Below are 22,293 nucleotides of genomic sequence, written 5' to 3' on the forward strand. Positions count from 1 at the left end.
ATATGGAAATCAACCCATTGCAATACCCCATTGGAAAATTTTCTGCGCCGGAAAACATCACACCGGAAATTCGCCAAGCATGGATTCAAACGTTGGCAGATTTTCCAGAAAAACTTCAAGAGGCCATAAAAGGGATGTCGGAGGAAAGTTTAGCTAAACCATACCGCCCAGGGGGTTGGACGGCTAGACAGGTGATTCATCATGTCTACGACAGCCATATGAATTCATTTATTCGTTTCAAAATGGCATTAACAGAGGATAAACCCATTATTAAAGCCTATTCTGAGGCAGATTGGGCAAATCTTCCTGATGGAAATGAAGCCCCAATAGAATGGTCCATAGAAGGATTAAAATATGTGCACTTGCGCTGGGTCTATTTGCTTAGAACCTTTCAAGAATCCGATTGGAAAAATGCCTATACCAATCCTGAAAGAGGAATTACCTATCCATTGGACAGGGCATTAGGAATTTATGCTTGGCATTGCGACCATCATCTAGCCCATGTTTTATCGGTCAAATAAAAGAAGAAAGAGAGCCCTTAGCTCTCTTTCTTCTTAGTAGACTTAATCGTTTGTAATTGGTTGACACTCATCATTTGCTGCATGGTTCTTTGCATATTCTCTGCAGATCCATCTAAGAAAATCACATTCCCATTAGATTGCTCTCCAAACTGCTTGATGGCTTCTGTCCACATGGAAAATAAAATCACAGATGTATCCAAATTGGCCTGTTGCATCTCTCGAGCCGCATCTGACATACCTTTCGCAACTTCCTGACGGAATAATGCCACCCCTTGTCCACGCAATTGCGCCGCTTCACGCTCGGCATTAGCAGAAATTTTAATGGCATTACCTTCCGCCTCTGCTGCCTTCGTCTTCGTAATTAATAAAGCTTGACCTTCATTTTCAGCTGCAGCTTTTAGGTTATTGGATGCCACCACTTGACTCATAGATTTCAAAATCACCTCATCAAAGGTGATATCATTCAATTGTAAATCTTGCAGGTGATAGCCCCATTCTTCCATCACTTGGTCTATCTGATCCTTCACGTAGGAAACGATTTCTTTACGCAAGCTCAAAATTTCACTTTGTCTTTTGGTAGCTACAAAAGAGCGAATAGATCCTTCCACCGTTCGGGTCAAAGCCTGCATAAGGCTCTGTGTATCAATGAATTTATAGGCCACATTTTTGATGGTTTCCTCCTCTTGATTGATCACGGAATACAACAGCATGGATTTAAAATACACGTTGGCCTGGTCAACGGTAATCGCCTGAAATTCCAATTCAATGGAGCGATTTTGTATGGAAATCACTTTGAATACACTTTCTATCAGGGGTATTTTAAAGTTTAAACCTGGATGAAGGATACGTTGATATTTTCCAAACATGGAAATCACCGCAATATTACCTTGCTGAACTGTCACCAAACTGAAAAATATCAATATAATGGCAATAATTCCAATAATGAGTAAAGTAGACATAATGGTAGGGGGATATAGATTAAAATCGAATCAAACTTAAGGAATTATGAAGAACGCGGATGCATTAAGTGATGAATGGTTGTATACTTCGCTCAAAACGATTTAAACCAAGGTCTGGTAAATTTATATGCCTACTTAACAAAAGCATCATATAATACATTGGCTGTTCTTTTCAAGACTGCATTAAAGCCATCTAACATCTCAGGATGGCAACCATTGCTTATCACCACCAAACCAAACTTTTCTTTAGGATGAAAAAACATCATGCTTTCTAAACCATAAGCGGAGCCCGTATGTCCCACCAAGGTCTTTCCCTCAATCAAGCGATCTGTTTGCAACAAGGCTAATCCATAATGTTCTTCCTCAGAAAGTGCTGTTTGCATCTCTTTGGAACTACGCTTACTTATAATTCGTGTTCCCGCTAATTTCCCTTGTTGACTATGCATGATCATATAGCGCGCCAAATCCCCTGTAGAAATTTTCATCCCTCCCGTGGGTGAAAATATGGGCGTAGAATAGCCCATGATATAATGGGCAATCTCCTGACTCCTAGGAGCATATGCCGCTGGAGAAGGCTTAAATTTCATGGATTCCAAGGAGTATTCATAGATGGTGGCAAAGCGGGATTTATCCAATGAATCGACGCAATATCCCCCATCAATTCGTAAAGGTTGAAGAATATGCCTTTTTATATATTGATCAAATCTTTCTCCTGAAACCCTTTCAATGATCGTTCCAGCCAAATTAAAATTAAGATTGCAATACAAATATCCTTTCCCGGGCTCCGTCTGATTGTAACATGCTGCCCAATTCGGATTCTTCTCAGGATTCAGTACGTCTAAATTAAAATATCCTTGACTATCGTGTAAGGATGACCGATGTGACAATAGCATTCGCAGGGTTATTATTACATCGGGAAATCGGGGATTGCGAATTCGAAAACCTAGCAACTTACTCACATCATCTTCTAAGGATATCTTATTAGCCTCCACCAATTGCATAATAGCGGTTGCTGAAAAAGATTTTGAAATAGAAGCAATCCGAAAAAGACAATCATCCGTTAAGGCAGTATGTTGTTCCTGATCCTTCAGACCAAACGAATGCTGATAGACTACTCGATTATTTTTCACCACAGCCACAGATAATCCCACGATAGGATTCGACTGCATCATGGATTGAATAGCCATTTCAGCCTTGGAGACTTGAGAAAAAGTCGAGAACGGTAAAATACCCCAAAAAACTAAGACTAAGAACTTTATTCGATGTAGCAATTGATGTCGTTCCATAGGGTAATCTATAAGTTCCTCAGGCAAATATCTTCCAAATTAGTCCTTATCTCCCCTTCTCCACCTTCTTTTTGTTCCACGGAGCTGTCGTATTTCTAGCCATATCAATAGCTAAAGCCACCATCAACAAAGTAAATAAAATGAGTATCCAGCGGAAAATTTTCTGATTTTGATTCATTAGACAATTTGAGGATTAAAATGAAAAACTAAATCACCCGCACCCTTACTTAATTCTGCAGGTGAGTCGGCATATTGAAAGCGTAAATAACAACAGCCTCCCGTTTCCATTTGCATTAAACTACCAGCATAGTAAGATGCTACGTAAGAAATAGAAGGATTATGTGCGATCAAATAAATGACAGGCCTGTTTTGCGCTTCAATGATGTCCACATATTTAGGTCCTGAGGCATGATACCAACAATTATCCAAATTAATGGGACCGACTATCCCTAGCTCACTCCGAAGTGCCGTGGCAGTTTCTAGGGTCCTTTTGGCATCAGAACAAAGCCACAGTCCAGATGGCAAATGAACCGATTTCATTTTTTGAGCCAATAAACTTACTTCCTCCATGCCTTGCAAGGATAGTGGCCTTTCCTTATCTGGCTGATCATAAGGGCCCGCGTGGGCATGTCGGATGAGGATTAAATCTATCATGATTCCACGTCTGCTTGGGTGATGAATGGAAATTCTCCTTGGGCATGTTTAGCCCCCATTTTGATATAATGCGGCGGTCCAAACTTCAATCGCTCAATCTGCGATTCATTCAATGTTTTTACCACTTTGGCAGGAGTACCCAAGACTAAAGAATAATCAGGTATTTCCATGCCTTCAGTGACTAAAGCATGCGCACCAATCAAACAATACTTACCAATTTTAGCCCTATTTAAAACTGTGGCATGCATTCCAATCAAACTACCTTCTCCTACCTCTGCCCCATGCACGATAGCAGCATGACCAACGGTCACTCTCGGACCAATGATGGTCTTATCCCCTTCATCGGCATGTAGAACTGCATTATCTTGAATATTACAACCTTCTCCCAAATGAATCTCCTCCACATCTGCACGAATCACCGCCCCATACCAGATGGATACATCCGAAGAAATAAAAACACGTCCCATAACGGAAGCAGTTGGAGCGATAAAAATGGCCATAAGATGTTATTTTTGTTCAAATTTAGCTTTCCGAAAATTACTGATTAATTTCTTTCTTTCCATTTCCTTTCATTTTTTCTACTCATAGTCATTCAAATAATCAAATCTTACTGAAATCCGAGCAAGCCAATATACCCTAAGAACTAACAAAAATTCCTAAAATCTAACAACCCATATCTTTTCTTTAACGATGAAACAATTGCTAGAACACTTTGCATGGAATCCAACCGACCGACTACTTTCTTTGGGTTGCGGTTCCGCTTGGTGGGAGGCCAACCTGATTTTACATCAAACTTGTCAAGAGATAATTTTAGTCGATACCAACGCTGAAGTATTAAATCCCGAACATTTCAAGGAGAATATCGACTACTTTGAAAAAAAATTGGAAAAAAAATGGGAATGTACTTATCAAATTTTTAATCAAAGCTTAGAGCAACTTCCATTAGACAAACATCATATCGATGGTGTTTGGGTATTCAACGCCTGGCATGAATTGGATACTTGGGATACTATTTTACCTGCCTTGAAGAACATCCTAAAACCGGAAGGATGGATCCTAATAGAAGAAGAATTGTCCTTACAAGAAAGGCGTTTTCATGAGGGCTGTGGCAAAAAATTGCTTTATTTAGATGAACTGAACGAGCAAATGAAAAGTATCTCTTTTCGACTCAATCAGCAGATTTGGAAAGACCAACAGTCCTGTTATTTGAAATATCAAAAAGCCTGAATTATCTGGCTAATTTTGAGGAGTAAAATGCTTTTAGCAAATTTGCATTCCGAATACGCAACATCAATGACCCCAAACAACGAAAGACCCTATATCATCGGAATTACCGGTGGGAGTGCCTCTGGAAAAACCCTTTTTTTACAAAGGCTCATGTCCCAGTTTCCATCCGAAGAAATTTGTCTTTTGTCTCAAGATAATTACTACCGTCCTAAGCACGAACAAACCAAAGACGATAATGGAATTGAGAATTTTGACCTACCAGGTGCCATTGATGATGAGGCCTTTGCCAAGGATGTTGAAAAATTACGCTCAGGACAAATTGTTACTCGCGAAGAGTATACTTTCAACAATTCCAGCAAAGTACCCGAGATCCTTCATTTTTATCCTAGAAAAATATTAGTCGTGGAAGGTATTTTTGTATTTCACTTTCCAGAGGTAGCCAAATTGCTAGACCTTAAGATATTCATTGACGCACAAAACAAAATTAAACTGAAGCGGAGAATTAAGCGCGACAATGAAGAACGCGGCTATGATTTACAAGACGTGATGTATCGTTGGAAATACCATGTGAAGCCTACTTACGAGGAATACATTCGACCGCACAAAAAAAGCTGTGACATCGTGATTCCCAATAATATTCACTTTGAAAAAGGACTAGAGGTAATCGTACATTACTTAAAATCACGCATTAAGTAAGTCCAAGTTATAATGTAATCCCTTATTTTCTCGCTGCGCACGCGCATGTTTGATGATGAGATAGGCCACATTGATCATATTCCGCAATTCACAGAGTGGAACCGTAATCTTGGATTGTTTATACAGCTCTTCATGTTCCAAATAAATCAATTCCAAGCGGTCATAGGCGCGTTTTAGTCGACGGTCCGTTCGCACAATACCCACATAATTACTCATAATCGACTCCAATTCACGAGTCATTTCGGTCACTAAAACCATTTCTTCTGGATTTCTTGTACCCTCATCATTCCAATCAGGTATGCCCGCTGGAATAATTTGTGTACCAAATTCCTGAACCGATTTCTCAAAAGCCCGATGAGCGAAAACGATAGCTTCTAACAAAGAATTAGATGCAAGACGGTTGGCTCCATGTAAACCCGTATGGGAACACTCTCCCGCAGCATATAAATGTTCAATATTGGTTTGACTGTGTTCATTGACAATAATACCTCCACATAAATAATGTTGACAAGGAACTACCGGAATCATTTCTTCCGACATATCTATTCCCAATTGATCCAGGCAATAGTGATAAATCATGGGAAAATGCGCAATGATTTCCGACTTAGGTATATGTCGAGTATCTAAATACACATGGTCAGTTCCGTTCTTCTTCATCTCCGAATCGATAGCCCGAGCAACAATATCTCTAGGAGCCAGCGACAGTCGTTCATCGTATTTTTCCATGAAGGTGGTTCCATCCAAATTTTTGAGAATACCACCATGTCCACGCACAGCCTCTGAAATCAAAAAATTTGGTTTTTTACCCGGTTGATAAAGGGCCGTCGGATGAAACTGAATGTATTGCATGCCTTTCACAAAAGCCTTTGCCCGGTAGGCCATGGCGATTCCATCACCGGTAGCAATGGTTGGATTGGTTGTCGATTGATATACTTGACCAATTCCTCCTGTAGCTAGCAAGGTAGTTTTACCAATAAAGGTTTCTACCTTTTTAGTCTTTTTATTCAGTACATATACCCCAAAACATTTTTTATGCGGGGTATCCTTAGTTACCTTTTCCCCTAAATGATGCTGGGTGATTAGGTCAATGGCGAAATAATGGGTAAAAAAATCAACGCTTGAAAACGACTTTACTTTCTCTAATAAGGCGCGCTCGATTTCATTTCCAGTGGAATCTTTGTAATGTAATATGCGCTTGTCTGAATGACCGCCCTCTTTGACTAAATCGAAACTTCCATCCGATTTACGGTCAAAATCCGTTCCATATGAAATAAGTTCTTTTAATCGTTCAGGTGCTTCCTTCACGACTATTTCAACCACCTGCTGGTCGCTCTCAAAATCTCCTGCCACTAAGGTATCTTGGATGTGTTTGTCAAAAGAATCCTCCTGATCCCAAACAGCCGCTATACCACCTTGTGCATATTTAGTGTTAGTTTCCTCCGCAACGGTCTTGGTAATCAATGCAATTTTGATGGGTTTTTGTTTGTCTTGGAAATACTGAGCTACTTTCACGGTGTAGGATAAACCAGCAATTCCTGAACCCACCACAATAAAATCATACGTAGGCATATTCATGTCATTCAGAGGCGCAAATTAACCAAAAGCCTATTTAAAACGAAATATTGAATATTAATGTTAACTTTGTCTCTAATTAAACCCTTAAATAAACATTTCAAGCAAATGGAAAGCTCCAACAACACCTCAAAGATTGCCCTAATTGTATTGGCTGTATTAACAGCTGTATTGGGTGTCTTATATTTCCGGTCCAACCAACTGACCAAAGAACAGGCCGTCAACATTGAGGAAAAAGCCACTGAATTAGCCAATACTCGAATGAAATTGGATTCAATATCCACACAATTGGATGCTAAAATCGAAGAAATTAAAGCTTTAGGTGGACAAGTAAGCGATTTAGAAGCTTTAAAAGTTCAACTAGAACAGGATAAAAACTCCCTTAAGAAAGCCAATCATGCTACTATTGCTTCTTATGAGGCTAAAATTAAAGAGTATGATTTAGTGCTGACACAAAAAGATGCAGATATTGCTGAATTGAAGAAACAAAATGGCATTTTGACGGAAAACAACCAAGTCTTGACTACTCAAAATCAATCTCTAAATACAGAAAACAGTGGATTGAAAAACGAGAACAAAACATTGGCAGATACCTTATCAGAAGTTACCGCGAAGAACAAAGAGTTAGCAAGAAAAGTAAGTATTGCTGCGGCATTGAAAGCTCAAAATCTACGTGTATTATCGGTCAACGCAAAAGGTAAAGAAGCCGAAAAATCACGATTCAATGGCAAGAAAATTGAGAAGCTAAAAATCACCTTCAACTTAGCTAGTAATCCTATTACTAAATTGGAGAACAAAACCATTTTTGTGCGTGTATTGGATGGCGATGGAGCAATTGTTTCCGACGAGGCAGCTGGTTCAGGTAAGTTCACCCAAGACGGAAAAGAAATGGTGTACACAGCTAAACAGGTTGTTAGCTACTCCAACAATAACCAAAGCGTAGATGTTTTCTATTCTCGTGGTGGTGTAGCTTATAAGCCAGGTAAATATACCATTGAATTGTATTCAGAAGGTTTTGCTATTGGCTCAGGAGGATTTGAAGTAAAGTAAGGATTTTCAATTTTTATATTGTTGAAAGAAGGAACTGCGAAAGTGGTTCCTTTTTTATTGGAAAATAGAGAATTATTTGTGTCTTGTCCAGATGTAGGTTGAATTGGGTTCATTGATTATTCATTTTAAATATAGAATATACAGGATATGAAAAAATAGCCTTAAAATTCTACTTGCTACATTAATTTCACTTCCCAAACAGCTTATTAAAGCTACGATTGTAGAGTAAACTAGCTCCTAAAGTTTGATTGATTTGGTAGGAGTTCAAAGAACCTAATAGCGTCGTCTGGACGTTGCGGTTATAGGTTTTTAGACGAAGAGAACCGTCTCTTTTGACAAAATATTCCAAAGCCCAATCTCCCAATAAAATCAGTGGACTGGTCTGATTTCGGGCATCGGTAAAGCCTCCACTGCGAGTAATTCGTAGGCGATCGTTGACATTATAAGAAGCTCTCAATTGTAAATTGGACAAGATATCCTGATTCAAATTTCCTCCTCCCAAATACACGTCGATATTCAAATCCTTATTTATCTGCGAGGCCAAATTGCTTAATTGGTTAGAAAGCATTTCCGTGAAATTCCCCACCAAATTACCCAGCGCAATACCACTGCCTCCAAATGGGGAAACCAATTGACCAAACAACAACACATTGGAAACTTGTCGGGTCAACTCCTGCTCATCCGTTTTAATTCGGTTCGTAAAAGCAGTAACGGCCCCATTCAAATGCACGTCTTTAGGATAATCACGAATACCTATGTCAAAACCAATATTGGGCGACAATAATCGGTTTTGTAAATTAATAGTCACATCCACTGGATAACGTCTTTTAAACTCAGGCAAATTCGATTTGTTGGTCGTATCCAATAAAATGGGAAATAAGGAGGCGTATTGCGTGTAAATAGCCTTGATATTAACATTCGCTTCTAAGGGATCTCCTGTCCAGGAAATCTTGGAACCTCGCTGAATAGAAAAGCGCTTATTGATCAAGTTTTGCAAGGTAAAGGTATAATCTCCCTGATCGATGGCATAATCACCAATCATCCTGAACTGCCCTTTTTTATCCAAAGTCATATTGATACCACCGGTGCCATATATCCGCATCAGGTCTCCTTTCTTCTTGTCGATCTGAACCTCGCCATATGCCTCAGGAGTAAAGGCCAAATCCAAATCTAAACTGATTCCTCCTTCCTTCAATTTAGATGTCAAAGGCTGGGTTAAAGCATTGATATCCGCTTGCAAAGATTTACTGAAAAACTCATAATCTTCTTCATTATCAGAACTGCTTTCTCGGTCCAAAGGAATGTACAATCTGGTTCCTTTTTCACTCTTTAAATCAGCCGTAATCAATAAGTCGTTTACCGTTCCTCTGATAGACAAGGGCCCAGATGCATAGCCTATTCCATAGTAAAATGAAGTGGGGTCACGCTGTGTATTCAAAATTTTAAAGCGATTCAAATTGCCCTCAATATTCATTTCGTAAGGACTGCCTACTGGGAAATTAAAGTTGGCATTCAGCTTTGCCGTATTTCCCTCAGGGTCTGTAATCTTCCAATTTCGACCAATAATCTGTCTAGTTTTAAAAACGACAGTATCTGAAAATGCCATACTGGTCTTCAAGTAATCAAAAAATAGTTTGGCTTTTTGAACCACAATTTTACCCTGAATATCGGGTTCCTCAAAAGTACCACGAACCAATAATTTACCCGAAGCATCCCCTGCCAAACCGGAGAATACCCCTTGTGTGAATGGCTCCAAAATACTCAAGTTTGTCTTGTTGAGTTCCGCCGTAATATCCAATTTATTTTTCGTCTCAAAGGGTTTATATTGACCATCTACCTCCAAAACGGATTCACCTAATCGGTTAAGATGGTAATTCAAATCCATGGTTTTTAAATCCGCATTATAGGTACCCACTCCCTGAAGATTTCCGATATAAAAAGAATTCAAACGCAAAGAATCTAGCAACAGCCATGTATCCAATCGGGTATGTTGGTACCAATCTTGAATGTTGATTTCTGCATTAAGTTCTCCTTGTACTTTCCAAGAAAACAAAGGAGCTAAAGTTCCCAATTGAAACTTATTAGCCCGCAATCTCAGCGTCTCCGTCGAGTCCATGGACAGGCTTCCTTGTAGAGCAATGGACTGTTTTTGATTGGATATCAGGAAGTGCTCTGCATGCAATTCTTTTCCCTGAATGGATATTTTATTTTCTGGGTCAACGGCCCAATCTTGCCCCAAAATACGCAGGTAGGTATCCCTAAAACGCAAGGAAAGTCCATCTTTTTCAAAGCGCCAAATACCTCCCAAATGAGCTGAATTTTCATCTCCTTGCTGTTTGAAATCCAGCTCAAAATTGATTCGATCCTGGTCCCAAAGCCCATCCAATTTGAGGTTTTCGGTGGGTGTCAAAAAGTTTAATTGTTGCTTTCTCGATTGAAAAACCAAGCTACTCGACACTTCCGGTCCACCCAAAAACTTAGAGCTTTGAAAAGAAAAGATGGACTGGTAAAATTTATAACCACCCAAAACTACCGTGTCTGGGTAGGACTCCAAACTCAAGGAAACTGAACGGCCCTTGTTAACACTGCCCGAAAATACCGTGTTTTTGGCTAGATCAATAGTAGGAAACCAGCGCGATAAAATAGGCTTGACATCATGGCAAATGATAGTGAAATCAGAACCGTATTTGCGACTCGTTTCATGGGCCTTGGAGGCATAATAGGTGGCCCGCTCACTTTCATTTTTGGTAAAATACAGGGTATATTCTTCCCACAGTTGACTCAAATCTTTTTGCAGTTGAGAGGGCACAAAATCACCTTCAGCCTCCAAAGAAATCATATCGGAATTCAATCGATAGTGTCTTTTAAGACCTCTTAAATCAGAACTGAATGTGAGCAGATGAATGGGTAAATCCATCTTCTTGGGAGTACCCAAAATAGCTTCTGAAAACGTAGCTCTTCCCTCCAAATCATCCCAATCATTCATAGCAATATTGACTTGAAAATCACTCACTAATTGCATCGGTGAATCGGTCAATTTTAATCTTCCAAGGTCTGCGTGATCTATACGGCCTTCGAGATTATAGACAGGTTTTTCTTGTCTCAAATTGATTTCCCCAGTCATTTGAACCAGCAAATTACTGTCCTTCACCGAAACCAAACCCTTAAACAATTGCCTTTGTAAATTTCCCTTTAAACTAACTCGACGGTAGGCATAACGATTGACATTGATTTCCGATACTTGACCATCAAAATCCACTTTGGCAGAATTACTAGAAAACCCTGAACCCTTCACCTGAGCTTCCAAATCAACCGTTCCTAAATACTGCTCTAAACTGAAAAGTTTACCTAATTTAAATTTCTTTAATTTTAGTTTTCCTTGGTATTTAGAAAGTGCCGAGGAGTCGCTCAGGTTCATCGCCACATCCCCCTCTAAATAGCCTAAACCTGTATTTAATTTGCCTGATGTACTGAAATTCTTGTTCGTTCCATTGAACTTACCCCCAAAGGAAACTGGGCCTAATATGTTCATTTTTTCAATGGCCGACTTCGACAAAAATACCTGTAAATCCTGAGGATGGAAGAGGGAATTGACCATGTCAAAATCCATGATGGTCTTATCGATTTCAGGTAAACCCTTAAAGCTAAAATCGCCTCGTAAAACGCTTTTCGTACCAAAGGCCATTTCAAAATTTCGTAAATTTAACTGGGCCACAGGGCCCTCCAAATTACCTTTCAATTTGTATAAACCTTTGTATTGGTACATATCCGACACAAATCTACCTAAGTCCTCCCCTCGGACCAGACTATTATCGAAATAGGCCTTCATCCGCACTTTTTTGTTCCAATCCTTAAAATCCTTTGTGCTTTGATAATCAAAAACAATTTGATTTTTTATCTGGGAATCGTTAAAAAATAGGTTCAATTGATCAAAACGCATTTGCTTGTCGGCATACATGAACCTGGTATCCAAAGACTTGATATTCAATCCACTAACTGGATCAAATGCCTTTAAACCTTCCGCTTGTAATCCTATGGTATCTCCCAACACATAAAAATTCTTGATTTTGGCATGGATATGCGTAAAAATGATGTGATTCAAATCAAAATGCTTAGCACTGGCCTCACTCTTAATTTGCTGATCATCTAACATAAAGGAGCCATTCACTACCTCAGCATCCAAGATTTCAAATTTGGAACTTGGACCGGTACTCGGACCGGGATTTAACCAACGGTCAATTCTGAAAATGAACTCATCCAAATTCATTTTACCGGTTTTTTTCTCGTAAATCAGGTGAACTTTAGGCTTATACAAACGTGCATAATCTAAATGGGTATTGCCCACTTTAAATACTAAATCAGAGAGGCTGAAATTGACATCCAATCGCTCCATATGAATCATTTCTTTACCCCAAGGGTCTTTTACTCGAAGATCCCAAAAGCTGATTTCATCGAAAAATTTCAACTGAATGGCGCGAACCGAAATGGGATAACCGATGGCTTTTTCAATTTTCGGTGCAAAATACTGGGCAAGAAGGGTTTGATTGGCGGGAACGCGAAGTAATAAAACAACTAAAAAAAACAACAAAAAAATGCCCACCAAACCGTAAAGAATGGATTTAGCGAAGATTTTTGTTGCTTTAATCATATTTTCTTTTTCAGAAAAACCAACGATTACGGCATATTTTGCCTTATTTTTGCGGAGTTTTTATTCCCTATGAATCTACTGGCTATTGAATCTTCTTGTGACGAAACCTCCGCTGCCATTATGGTAAACGGTGAACTTCAGTCCAACATTGTATCTACCCAACTTATCCATACTCAATGGGGTGGAGTAGTACCGGAATTGGCCAGTAGAGCTCATCAAAAATCTATCATTCCGGTCGTTCACGAGGCTCTGCAAAAAGCAAATATAAACAAAAATGAACTGAATGCCATTGCCTTTACACGTGGGCCGGGTTTATTAGGTGCCTTGCTGGTGGGGACCTCCTTCGCCAAAGCTTTAGCGCTTAGTCTAAACATCCCGCTCATTGAGGTAAATCACATGGAAGCGCATGTCTTGGCTCATTTTATTGAGGATCCAAAACCGACTTTCCCTTTCCTTTGCCTCACCGTGAGTGGTGGACACACGCAACTGGTTTGGGTGAAAAGTGCCTTGGAAATGGAAGTCATTGGGGAAACACAAGATGATGCCGTAGGCGAGGCTTTTGATAAGACGGCCAAACTTCTTGGACTACCCTATCCAGGTGGGCCCATGATTGATAAACTAGCCAAAGAGGGTAATCCCGACCGTTTCCCTTTTCCCATGGGTGAAATGCCCAGATTGGACTTTTCTTTTTCAGGCATCAAAACCGCCATTCTCTATTTTTTACAAAAAGAGCAAAAAAATAATCCTCAATTCATCGAAGAAAACAAAGCTGATATTTGTGCCTCCGTTCAAAAAACTTTGATTGATATTTTGCTTCGAAAGGTTAAAAAAGCCATGAAAGAAAAGAATTGCCAACAAATTGCTATTGCTGGTGGGGTGGCAGCCAATTCAGGCTTGAGAAATGGCATACAGACATTAGGAGAACAACAGGGCTGGGATGTATTCATTCCTGCCTTCACCTATTGCACAGATAATGCAGGGATGATAGCCATGGCCGCACATTTCAAAGCTGAAGCGGGAATATTTTGCGGACAAGACGTAAGTCCTTTGCCTAGGATGGCCATGTAAATGGTGAATGGTGAATGGTAAATGGTAAATGGTGAATGGTGAATGATATCTTATTGTATTTCAGTCAATTACAATTCACAACTTGCCATTTATAATTTATAATTTACAATTTACCATTCACCATTCATCATTTACCATTCCTAACCATTTCTTTCATCGCATTCCAAAAAGCTAATTTTAGTGGCTTCTCAGAATCTTTTAAGCTAGAAATTAGTCTAGGAAAATAAAATACTGATTTGTTGGCTATGGACTTGATTTGAGCTTCTACCAAGGTCTCTTTCCAAGCTGGTGCTTGTTCCCCTAAAAACAGGTAATAACTCGCCTGGGTTTCACGCACTAATTCCTCCACGCTCATATCTTCTACTGGCTCAAGTACTTGCCAATCCGCTGTTGATAAAGAGACCGGGGCAGCAGACAAGACCAATTGTAGGCGCTCTTTTTCGGTGGCATTAATTTTACCCACAATGAGTAATTGACAAGTAATGGATGCTAGGTTGGGGCGCTCGGATGAATTGCTTGGCTTGGTCACTTTTTCCTCATCCATCAAGCTAGCCTGCAAACCTGGGCCTTGTGGTTCTTTTACTTTAGATTCTTCCCTAATATTGAGTGGTTCGACCGGCGAATCTGGAATAGAAGGTTTTGCCTCCTGCTCAGGCTGGACTTCTTGCTTCTCCATCACCACAGGAGAATCGGCTTCGGATGGTTGGCTTGAGCGATCCGCTGGTATCCAGTAAATCTCGTCGAACTTATACAATTCTGCCAAGTCTATTCTATCCGAAGCCATCCTGTTTATGCTAAAGATCCCCTCAAAACGCAAGCTTCACGGTCAGGACCAGTTGAGATGAAGTTGATAGGTAAATTTAAATGCTTCTCTAAGAAAGCGATGTAATTCGTCAATTCAGCCGGCAACTCGTTAAAATCACGCATGCCCTCTAAACTGCAATGCCACCCTGGTAAGGTAGAATATATAGGCTTCACCTTGATATCAGTAATCTCAAATGGAATTTGATCCGTCACTGTACCATCTGGCATTTCGTAGGCTGTACAAACCTGAATTTCTTCGAAAATATTCAAGACATCTGCCTTCATCATGATTAATTGAGTCACCCCATTGATCATCATGGCATATTTTAAGGCAGGTAAATCAATCCAACCACATCTACGTGGACGGCCAGTAGTAGAGCCAAATTCACGACCTTCCTGACGCATCGCCTCTCCTACCTCATCTTCTAATTCTGTTGGGAATGGACCAGAACCCACACGAGTAGCATAAGCCTTAAAAATACCATATACCTCTCCAATGTTCTTAGGTGCAACTCCCAAACCTGTGCAGGCACCTGCCGTAACGGTATTGGAAGAAGTCACAAATGGATAAGAACCAAAATCCACATCCAACAAGGAACCTTGTGCCCCTTCAGCTAAAATAGTCTTACCTTCCGTGATGGCATGATTAACAGAATACTCCGAATCCACCAATGGGAATTGCTTCATGAAGTCTACTGCCTCAAAAAAAGCAGCTTCAGCCTCCGCCAGATCATATTCGTATTGATACACGTCTAAAATCGCTTTGTGGCGATCAACTAACGCTTTGTATTTTTCAGGAAAATTAGGAGAAATCATATCACCCACGCGTAGCCCTTGACGGGATATTTTATCGGTATACGTAGGACCTATGCCCTTTAATGTCGAACCAATTTTTTCCTTTCCCTTGGCCAGTTCATAAGCAGCATCCAATAGTCGGTGAGTAGGCAAAATGATGGAAGCCTTTTTAGAAATTTCCAGGTTTTTCTTCAAATCTAAATTGAAATGAGCCAAGCCTTCGATTTCCTTTTTGAAAATAATGGGATCTAAAACCACCCCATTTCCGATAATATTTTGAACTTCCTGACGGAATATACCCGATGGAATCTGATGCAATACATGCTTAAAACCATCAAATTCCAAGGTATGACCTGCATTGGGTCCTCCTTGAAATCTTGCCACAACCTGATAACGGGGCGCCAAAACGTCCACAATCTTTCCCTTTCCTTCATCCCCCCACTGTAAGCCTAATAATACATCAACTGCCATAAAAACTATTTTTAAATCTTTTATTCTTGTGACCTAGCTTGGAAACTAACCCGGTGTTCACAATTCTTTTTGGTACATGATCCGTAGAAAATCAAGGAATGGTGCATGACATTGAAATGTAACATTTCTCCTACCAAACTTTGAATGGTTTGAACGCGTGGATCACAAAACTCAGTCACTTTATGGCAATCTGTACAGATTAAATGATCATGCTGTCTACGGCCATAAGACTTCTCAAACTGTGCCTGATTACGTCCAAATTGGTGTTTCACCACCAAATCACACTCCACCAACACATCCAAAGTGTTATAAACGGTGGCTCGGGAAACTTGGTATTTTTTATTTTTCATGGAGATATAAAGCTCCTCCACATCAAAATGGTCATCACGTAAATAGATCTCTTCCAAGATGGCAAATCGCTCGGGAGTCTTGCGCAGACCCTTGTTTTCCAAGTAAGCTGTAAAAATCTTCTTGACCGAATCGAACTTCTCTATTTCTGTGGACATTTATTGAAAAAAACGACGTAAAATAAGCTATAAAAACTGAAAAAAGCTATTATTCTTCCCGGGCTACCTCAATTACTCCTGACACCCGTTCCAATTCCCCTACTAGCTCTACCAAATGATCCGTATCTTGTATCATGAGTGAAATTCTTCCTTCAAAAAGTCCATCTTTTACCCCAATATTTAGCGCAGTTATATTCACTTTTAATTCATCCGAAATCACTCTAGTCACATCATTGACCAAACCCACCCGATCTATCCCTCGAATAACCAAATCTACCACAAAGGACATGGCTATCTGGCTGGCCCATTGAGCCTTGATGACGCGATCTCCGTGTCTCGACAAAAGTTCGGGAGAATTGGGACAGTTCGTTCTATGGATTTTAATCCCCTCATTGATGGTCACAAAACCAAACACTTCATCTCCCGAAATGGGATTACAACACTTGGCCAAGGTATAATCTACCTTATCCATATCCTCACCAATCAACAAAATATCAGCATCCTTACGATCATGCTGCACCCGTTTCATTTCCTTGGTAAAGCTTTTACTATCCACAATCGGAGCCTGAATTGCCTTCTCTGCCTGCTTGCGCTCATGCATTTCTTTGTCGGCCTTCCAATGTTTCAACTGCTCAATCGCAATATAGCCTTTACCAAATCGGTAAAATAGGTCATTGGCGTCTTTAGCGTTATAATAAGCTCTCAGTTGGTTAGTAATCTCCAAAGTCAAGCTTGGATAACCCAAAATCTTCAAACGATGCTCCACCATGTCACGCCCTTTGATGACGTGAGACTTATTCTCCTCCTTGATAAAATCCTTAATTCTGGCCTTCGCCTTGGTCGTAGTAACGATACGCAACCAATCCTCAGAAGGCTTTTGCTTAGAAGATGTTAAAATTTCTATCTGATCCCCGTTACTTAATTTATGCGATAAAGGAACCAATTTCCCTCCGACCTTGGCACCGATACATTTAGCACCTACTTCCGAGTGAATTTCAAATGCAAAATCCAAGGCGGTAGATCCCGCCTGCAAGACCACTAATTTTCCTTTGGGGGTAAAGACAAAGACCTCTTCATGGTACAAAGAGTTTTTAATATCATCCACCAACTCAATCGCAGATTGACTTCGATCATTGGTTTCCAAAGCCTCTCTTACCTGACTTAACCAAGACTCAAAAGCTTGACTGGTACGTGTATCTGTTCCTTTATACTTAAAATGTGCAGCCACCCCTTTCTCTGCAATTTCATCCATACGTTTGGTCCTGATCTGCACTTCCACCCAGCGCCCCTCCTTATCATTGCCGTAAGGCAAACTCATCACCGTGGTGTGTAAAGACTCATATCCATTGGACTTGGGAGTGGAAACCCAGTCTTTTAATCGACTAGGATTAGGTCGGTAATGATCGGTAACAATGGAATACACCTCCCAGCAATCGGCTTTTTCCCTTTCCAATGGCACATCGATGACCACCCGCACTGCGAATAAATCATAAATTTTATCGAAGGGCGTATTACTACTCTTGATCTTATTGTAAATCGAATAAATGGATTTAGGACGGCCTTTGATCGTATAATGAAAATTCATTTCATCCAAAGACTTCTTGATTGGACGAATAAAATGATCCACAAAGCTTTCCCGATTACGCTTGTTTTCGGTCAACTTATTCGCAATATCCTTGAATGCTTCTGGCTCAGTATACTTTAAACCTAAATCCTCTAATTCTGTCTTAATAGCATTTAATCCCAAACGGTGGGCCAAAGGAGCATATAAATAAATAGTTTCTGAGGCTATCTTCAACTGCTTCTCCTTAGCCATGCTGGAGAGCGTTCGCATGTTGTGCAGGCGATCTGCCAACTTGATTAAGATTACTCGAATATCATCTGAGAGCGTCAACAACATCTTACGGAAATTTTCCGCCTGTTGAGAAGTTCCATATTCAAAGGTTCCGGATATCTTGGTCAAACCATCAATGATGGAGGCAATTTTTGGCCCAAAAACCTTTTCAATGTCGGCTAAAGTCGTGTCGGTATCTTCCACCACATCATGCAAAAGTGCAGAGATGATGGAAGTGGTCCCTAGACCTATTTCTTCCACGCAAATCTGTGCCACTGCCAGAGGATGATAAATATATGGCTCCCCTGATTTCCTACGCATTTCCTTGTGTGCATCTGCGGAAATCAGAAATGCCTTTTTGATTTGTTTGGCATCATCATCCTTTAAAAAGGGTTTGGCCGTACGCAATAACTTCCGATACCTCTTTAAAATTTCTAAACGCTCTTTTTCTAAATTGATAGGCATAGCTTATTCAGCAGTAATTAGTGCCACTGCCATGGCCGAGACTCCTTCTCCCCTCCCTACAAAACCCATCCCCTCTGATGTGGTTGCTTTTAATGTTATTTGATCCAAATCGACTGACATCACCTGCGCCAAATTTGCCTGCATGGAGGGAATATGAGGATTTAACTTCGGTTGATCCAAGATGATGGTCACATCCACATTACCTACTTCCCATCCTTTTTCACGAACCATTTCTAATACTCGCTTCAACAAGGCAAGGGAGGATACACCTTTCCATTGGGGATCTTTATCAGAAAAATGAAAACCAATATTCCGTAGGTTAGCCGCTCCCAAAAGGGCATCACATATCACATGACAAACCAAATCGGCATCCGAATGACCGAATGGCCCTTTGGGTGAATCAATGCTGATACCCCCTAAAATGCAAGGCCTACCTTCCACCCAGCGATGCACATCATATCCTTGACCAACACGTATTTTCATAATTTCTATAATTCTTTCTTATACCATAAGGTATTGGATTTCCCATCAATAAACAAACGCTGAGCCCAAGTTTGTACTTCATCTAAACTTACTGCCTGGATTTTATCTGCCTCCGTATTAACGGCATTGGGATCTCCTGAATTGGCTGCCATTGCCAAATTCATAGCCCGATTCAACACCTCCACCTCCATAAATACCAAACTAGATTCCGCTTGATTTTTTACTTTTTGTAAACCATGTTCAGAAATTCCCGAACGGACAAATGAGTGAAGCGTTTCATCAAGAGCTTGATTGGCATATTCAATGTCCACCCCCTCGCTCACTTGGCCTTGTACCACCAAAATACCTGGATCCAATGAACCCATTTGATAGGCTTGTACAGAATCAAATAATCGATTTTCCTGCACCAAATGCTGATATAAAAAGGAAGATTCCCCACGACCTAGCAAGTCGGCCAGCATATCAATGGCATGAAATCCTTCTTGATATCTCCCCACCATGTGATAGGCTTTGTAAATCCGATCAGATGGAACCTTCGCCCGAATTTCCATATGTCGGTCTTCTACTTGTTTGTCTTCAAGTTCCAAGTGACGTTGCGGTTTTTCCCCACCAGGAATAGACCCAAACCACTTCGCTGCCAAGGCTTTCACTTCATCAAACTTCACTCTTCCGGCCACGACCAATATTGCATTAGCAGGAACATAGTATTTGTAAAAAAAAGCTTTAACATCTTCCAAGCTAGCCTCCTCAATGTGATTGATATCGGCTCCAATGGTGGCCCATCGATATGGATGTTTTTGGTAAATTATGGGACGGAATTTCAACCACAAATCGCCATAAGGCTGGTTTAAATAACGTTGCTTGAATTCTTCGATGACCACCTTCCTTTGAACTTCCAAAGAGTTGGGATTAAAGGCTAATTGTTTCATCCGATCAGACTCCAACCAAAAAGCAGTTTCTAGATTTTGATAAGGTAAGCTAATGTAATAGTTGGTCAAATCTGGAGTAGTAAAGGCATTGTTTTCCCCTCCCACTCGTTGTAATGGCCCATCATAATTGGGGATATTTTCTGAACCTCCAAACATCAAATGCTCAAACAAATGAGCAAATCCTGTTCTATTCGGATCTTCATCTCGTGAACCCACATCATAAATCACATCCATCACAGCCAGTGTGGTGCTTGGGTCCTCATGTACAATGACACGCAAGCCATTCTCTAAAGTAAATTCTTGAAATGAAATCATTCGGAATATTTATTTCTAAAATAGAAACAAAAGTAAATAATTAGGCCTAAAAACTACCACACTTACGTATTTTTGCAGTTCAATATAGTCTGCATGCATCGAATTTTCCTTTTCCTTTTTTTACTCATTTCTGCTAGTATTTCTGGACAAATTTTGTCCGACAATCAAGCGAAAGAATGGATATCCAATGGATTGAACCACATGTACAACCATGAATTCAAAGAGGCTACGGAAGATTTCAATGCTTTGAAAGCTAAATACCCCAAGCACCCTAGCAGTTATTTATTGTTGGCCATGCAGTGGGAGAAGCAATATTTTCCACTAAAAGATCATCCAAATCAAAGCAAAGCTTATTTAGCTTACTTGGAAAGAAGTTTTGAGCTGGCTGAATTAGCCTATGAAAAAAACGACAATGATTTAGAGGCCGTCTTTTTCTGCATTTCCTCCACGGGTTTTTTAGCTGCTTATGAGGCTGATAATCAAAATTTCATGAAAGCGGTTTCGTACACGCGCAAATCTTATTCCTTTTTGAAGATTGCTCTAAAAAACACCGAAAGGCAGCCTGAGTTCCTATATTCAGCTGGCATCTACAATTATTACCGCATCGTATATCCAGAATTACACCCGGTGATTAAGCCTTTTATGGTGTTTTTTGAAGATGGGAATAAGCGGATTGGTTTAAGTTATTTAGAGCAAAGTACCCGCAAGACTACCTTTGTTAAAAATGAGGGACGCTTTTACCTAGGCTATGTATTCAACAAATATGAAGGGACACCAGCTAGGGCACTACCTTTAAATCAGGCGCTCCTAGAAGATTTCCCGAACAATCATTTATTTATATTGCAAAGAGCTGAACTGTTGGCATTGACTAACAATTTTGAAGAGGGTGAAATTTACAATGAGAAATTGGACAAATTGAAAATTCCTTACTACCAGGGCGCCGCGTGTGTATTTCGAGGGATAGCCGATGAAATTGGCAGAAAAAAGCTGGCGCAGGCAGAATTCCATTATTTGAAGGCATTGCAATACCCTTTTGAAGAAAGGTTTACTAAGGATATCCGAGGATTGGCCTATTTAGGCTTATGCCGCATTGCTTATAAGTCAGGCCAAAAGGCCAAAGCCAAAAAATATTTACATTTGGCAAAAGAATTCATCGAATACAAAAACTCACAAGATGAGTATAAACGCATGTCCCAAATTTTATAATTATGGAAAGTAGAGAAGCAGGAATAGAGCGATTATATCCCAAAATTTGGGGAAGGATGTCGGCCCGATATTATTACCTCATTCAACTTAGAAAACAATTAGAAAAGGTTATCGAGTTGTTTGTCAAAAACGCTCCTCACCAATTACTTGCCGACTATGGTTGTGGCAATAAACCCTATGAGCCCTTATTTAAACCATTTGTGGAACAATACATCGGATTGGATTTAGCACTCAATACCAAAGCAGATGTGGTGGTAGACCCCAAGGGGAAAATTGATATGCCCGAGGAGAGTGTCGGCTTTGTGCTTTCTACCCAAGTGTTAGAGCATGTGGAAGATCCAAAATCCTATTTAGAAGAGGCAAATCGCATTTTACAAAAAGGGGGTAAACTTATATTATCCACACATGGCTATTGGATGTTTCATCCAGACCCCACGGATTTCTGGCGCTGGACTTCTACCGGTCTACAGAAAATTGTCAAGGAAGCGGGCTTTGAAATCATTTATTTTGAAGGAATCCTGTCCAGGTCCTCCATGGGACTTCAATTATTTCAAGATGGTTTACTATTTAAATTCCCAAAATTCATACGTCCTCTATGGTCTATGCTATTACAACCACTCATTATTTTCTTTGACAAAATTGCAGGTAACCAATCTCGTCGTCAGGATGCATGTACGTTTATCTTGGTAGCTAGAAAATTGTAAATTGTGAATTATAAATTATAGATTATCACAATTCGCAATTATCAACCTGTATCAGGACGAGGAAGATTATAAATTATAAATTATTTCTTTTTGCAACTGT

Annotated in this window: 20 protein-coding genes; 7 read left to right on the top strand and 13 right to left on the bottom strand. The window is 40.1% G+C overall.

Going from position 1 to position 22,293, the window contains the following annotated elements; all coding sequences use genetic code 11:
• Positions 1-2: 2 nt before the first annotated feature.
• Positions 3-521: a YfiT family bacillithiol transferase gene (locus tag ESB04_RS03370; protein WP_129026277.1), complete on the top strand. Its 519-nt coding sequence runs from the start codon at positions 3-5 to the stop codon at positions 519-521.
• Between the two features lie 17 nt (positions 522-538).
• Here the strand turns inward: ESB04_RS03370 and ESB04_RS03375 are convergent, their stop codons facing one another.
• The 5 genes from ESB04_RS03375 to ESB04_RS03390 all read right to left on the bottom strand — a co-directional run bounded on the left by ESB04_RS03375 (position 539) and on the right by ESB04_RS03390 (position 3,920).
• Positions 539-1,480, bottom strand: coding sequence for an SPFH domain-containing protein (locus tag ESB04_RS03375; protein WP_129026279.1), 942 nt, complete (start codon positions 1,478-1,480; stop codon positions 539-541).
• 131 nt (positions 1,481-1,611) lie between these two features.
• Entirely contained in the window at positions 1,612-2,766 is a 1,155-nt protein-coding gene (locus tag ESB04_RS03380) for a serine hydrolase domain-containing protein (protein WP_129026281.1), read from the bottom strand.
• A 46-nt stretch (positions 2,767-2,812) separates the two neighbouring features.
• Complete coding sequence (locus ESB04_RS12635; protein ID WP_262707673.1) at positions 2,813-2,944, bottom strand: hypothetical protein; 132 nt, start codon at positions 2,942-2,944, stop codon at positions 2,813-2,815.
• Positions 2,944-3,420, bottom strand: a complete 477-nt coding sequence (locus ESB04_RS03385) for a SixA phosphatase family protein (protein ID WP_129026283.1) — start codon at positions 3,418-3,420, stop codon at positions 2,944-2,946. The genes ESB04_RS12635 and ESB04_RS03385 overlap by 1 nt, the downstream gene beginning before the upstream one ends.
• Entirely contained in the window at positions 3,417-3,920 is a 504-nt protein-coding gene (locus ESB04_RS03390; protein WP_129026285.1) for a gamma carbonic anhydrase family protein, read from the bottom strand. Before ESB04_RS03390 ends, ESB04_RS03385 begins: the two co-directional genes overlap by 4 nt.
• Before the next feature lie 190 nt (positions 3,921-4,110).
• Between ESB04_RS03390 and ESB04_RS03395 the strand changes: the two genes are divergently transcribed.
• Together ESB04_RS03395 and udk are read left to right on the top strand one after the other, a co-directional pair.
• Positions 4,111-4,647, top strand: a complete 537-nt coding sequence (locus tag ESB04_RS03395) for a class I SAM-dependent methyltransferase (protein WP_129026287.1) — start codon at positions 4,111-4,113, stop codon at positions 4,645-4,647.
• Between the two features lie 66 nt (positions 4,648-4,713).
• Positions 4,714-5,343: a uridine kinase gene (gene udk, locus ESB04_RS03400; RefSeq protein ID WP_129026289.1), complete on the top strand. Its 630-nt coding sequence runs from the start codon at positions 4,714-4,716 to the stop codon at positions 5,341-5,343.
• Here the strand turns inward: udk and nadB are convergent.
• Entirely contained in the window at positions 5,329-6,912 is a 1,584-nt protein-coding gene (nadB, locus tag ESB04_RS03405; RefSeq protein WP_129026291.1) for an L-aspartate oxidase, read from the bottom strand. The genes udk and nadB overlap by 15 nt on opposite strands.
• A 111-nt stretch (positions 6,913-7,023) precedes the next feature.
• Here nadB and ESB04_RS03410 point away from each other — a divergent pair, with 111 nt between their 5' ends.
• On the top strand, positions 7,024-7,965 hold the full coding sequence (locus ESB04_RS03410; protein ID WP_129026293.1) for a hypothetical protein: 942 nt from the start codon (positions 7,024-7,026) through the stop codon (positions 7,963-7,965).
• A gap of 187 nt (positions 7,966-8,152) precedes the next feature.
• Here the strand turns inward: ESB04_RS03410 and ESB04_RS03415 are convergent, their stop codons facing one another.
• A complete protein-coding gene (locus ESB04_RS03415; RefSeq protein ID WP_129026295.1) occupies positions 8,153-12,613 on the bottom strand; it encodes a translocation/assembly module TamB domain-containing protein in 4,461 nt (1,486 codons plus the stop codon).
• Positions 12,614-12,682: 69 nt separating this feature from the next.
• Between ESB04_RS03415 and tsaD the strand changes: the two genes are divergently transcribed.
• The gene (gene tsaD / locus ESB04_RS03420; protein WP_129026297.1) at positions 12,683-13,681 is read left to right on the top strand and encodes a tRNA (adenosine(37)-N6)-threonylcarbamoyltransferase complex transferase subunit TsaD; all 999 of its coding nucleotides are present in this window, start codon (positions 12,683-12,685) and stop codon (positions 13,679-13,681) included.
• 127 nt (positions 13,682-13,808) lie between these two features.
• Here the strand turns inward: tsaD and ESB04_RS03425 are convergent, their stop codons facing one another.
• From ESB04_RS03425 to ESB04_RS03450, 6 genes are read right to left on the bottom strand one after another with little or no spacing between them, the layout of a single operon-like run.
• Positions 13,809-14,465 carry a hypothetical protein gene (locus ESB04_RS03425; protein WP_129026299.1) on the bottom strand — a complete coding sequence of 219 codons (657 nt, stop codon included), beginning with the start codon at positions 14,463-14,465 and terminating at the stop codon, positions 13,809-13,811.
• A gap of 5 nt (positions 14,466-14,470) precedes the next feature.
• On the bottom strand, positions 14,471-15,751 hold the full coding sequence (locus tag ESB04_RS03430; protein ID WP_129026301.1) for an adenylosuccinate synthase: 1,281 nt from the start codon (positions 15,749-15,751) through the stop codon (positions 14,471-14,473).
• A 20-nt stretch (positions 15,752-15,771) separates the two neighbouring features.
• Positions 15,772-16,257, bottom strand: coding sequence for a Fur family transcriptional regulator (locus ESB04_RS03435; protein ID WP_129026303.1), 486 nt, complete (start codon positions 16,255-16,257; stop codon positions 15,772-15,774).
• A 49-nt stretch (positions 16,258-16,306) separates the two neighbouring features.
• Positions 16,307-18,556, bottom strand: coding sequence for a RelA/SpoT family protein (locus ESB04_RS03440; protein ID WP_129026305.1), 2,250 nt, complete (start codon positions 18,554-18,556; stop codon positions 16,307-16,309).
• A 3-nt stretch (positions 18,557-18,559) separates the two neighbouring features.
• The gene (ispF, locus tag ESB04_RS03445) at positions 18,560-19,039 is read right to left on the bottom strand and encodes a 2-C-methyl-D-erythritol 2,4-cyclodiphosphate synthase (protein ID WP_129026307.1); all 480 of its coding nucleotides are present in this window, start codon (positions 19,037-19,039) and stop codon (positions 18,560-18,562) included.
• Between the two features lie 5 nt (positions 19,040-19,044).
• The gene (locus tag ESB04_RS03450; protein ID WP_129026309.1) at positions 19,045-20,283 is read right to left on the bottom strand and encodes a M16 family metallopeptidase; all 1,239 of its coding nucleotides are present in this window, start codon (positions 20,281-20,283) and stop codon (positions 19,045-19,047) included.
• Positions 20,284-20,376: 93 nt separating this feature from the next.
• Here ESB04_RS03450 and ESB04_RS03455 point away from each other — a divergent pair, with 93 nt between their 5' ends.
• Both ESB04_RS03455 and ESB04_RS03460 read left to right on the top strand, forming a co-directional pair.
• On the top strand, positions 20,377-21,489 hold the full coding sequence (locus tag ESB04_RS03455) for a hypothetical protein (protein WP_129026311.1): 1,113 nt from the start codon (positions 20,377-20,379) through the stop codon (positions 21,487-21,489).
• Between the two features lie 2 nt (positions 21,490-21,491).
• A complete protein-coding gene (locus ESB04_RS03460) occupies positions 21,492-22,193 on the top strand; it encodes a class I SAM-dependent methyltransferase (protein WP_129026313.1) in 702 nt (233 codons plus the stop codon).
• Positions 22,194-22,293 lie beyond the last annotated feature (100 nt).

The organism is Aquirufa rosea, assembly GCF_004118285.1.
Classification (GTDB): Bacteria; Bacteroidota; Bacteroidia; order Cytophagales; family Spirosomataceae; genus Aquirufa; species Aquirufa rosea.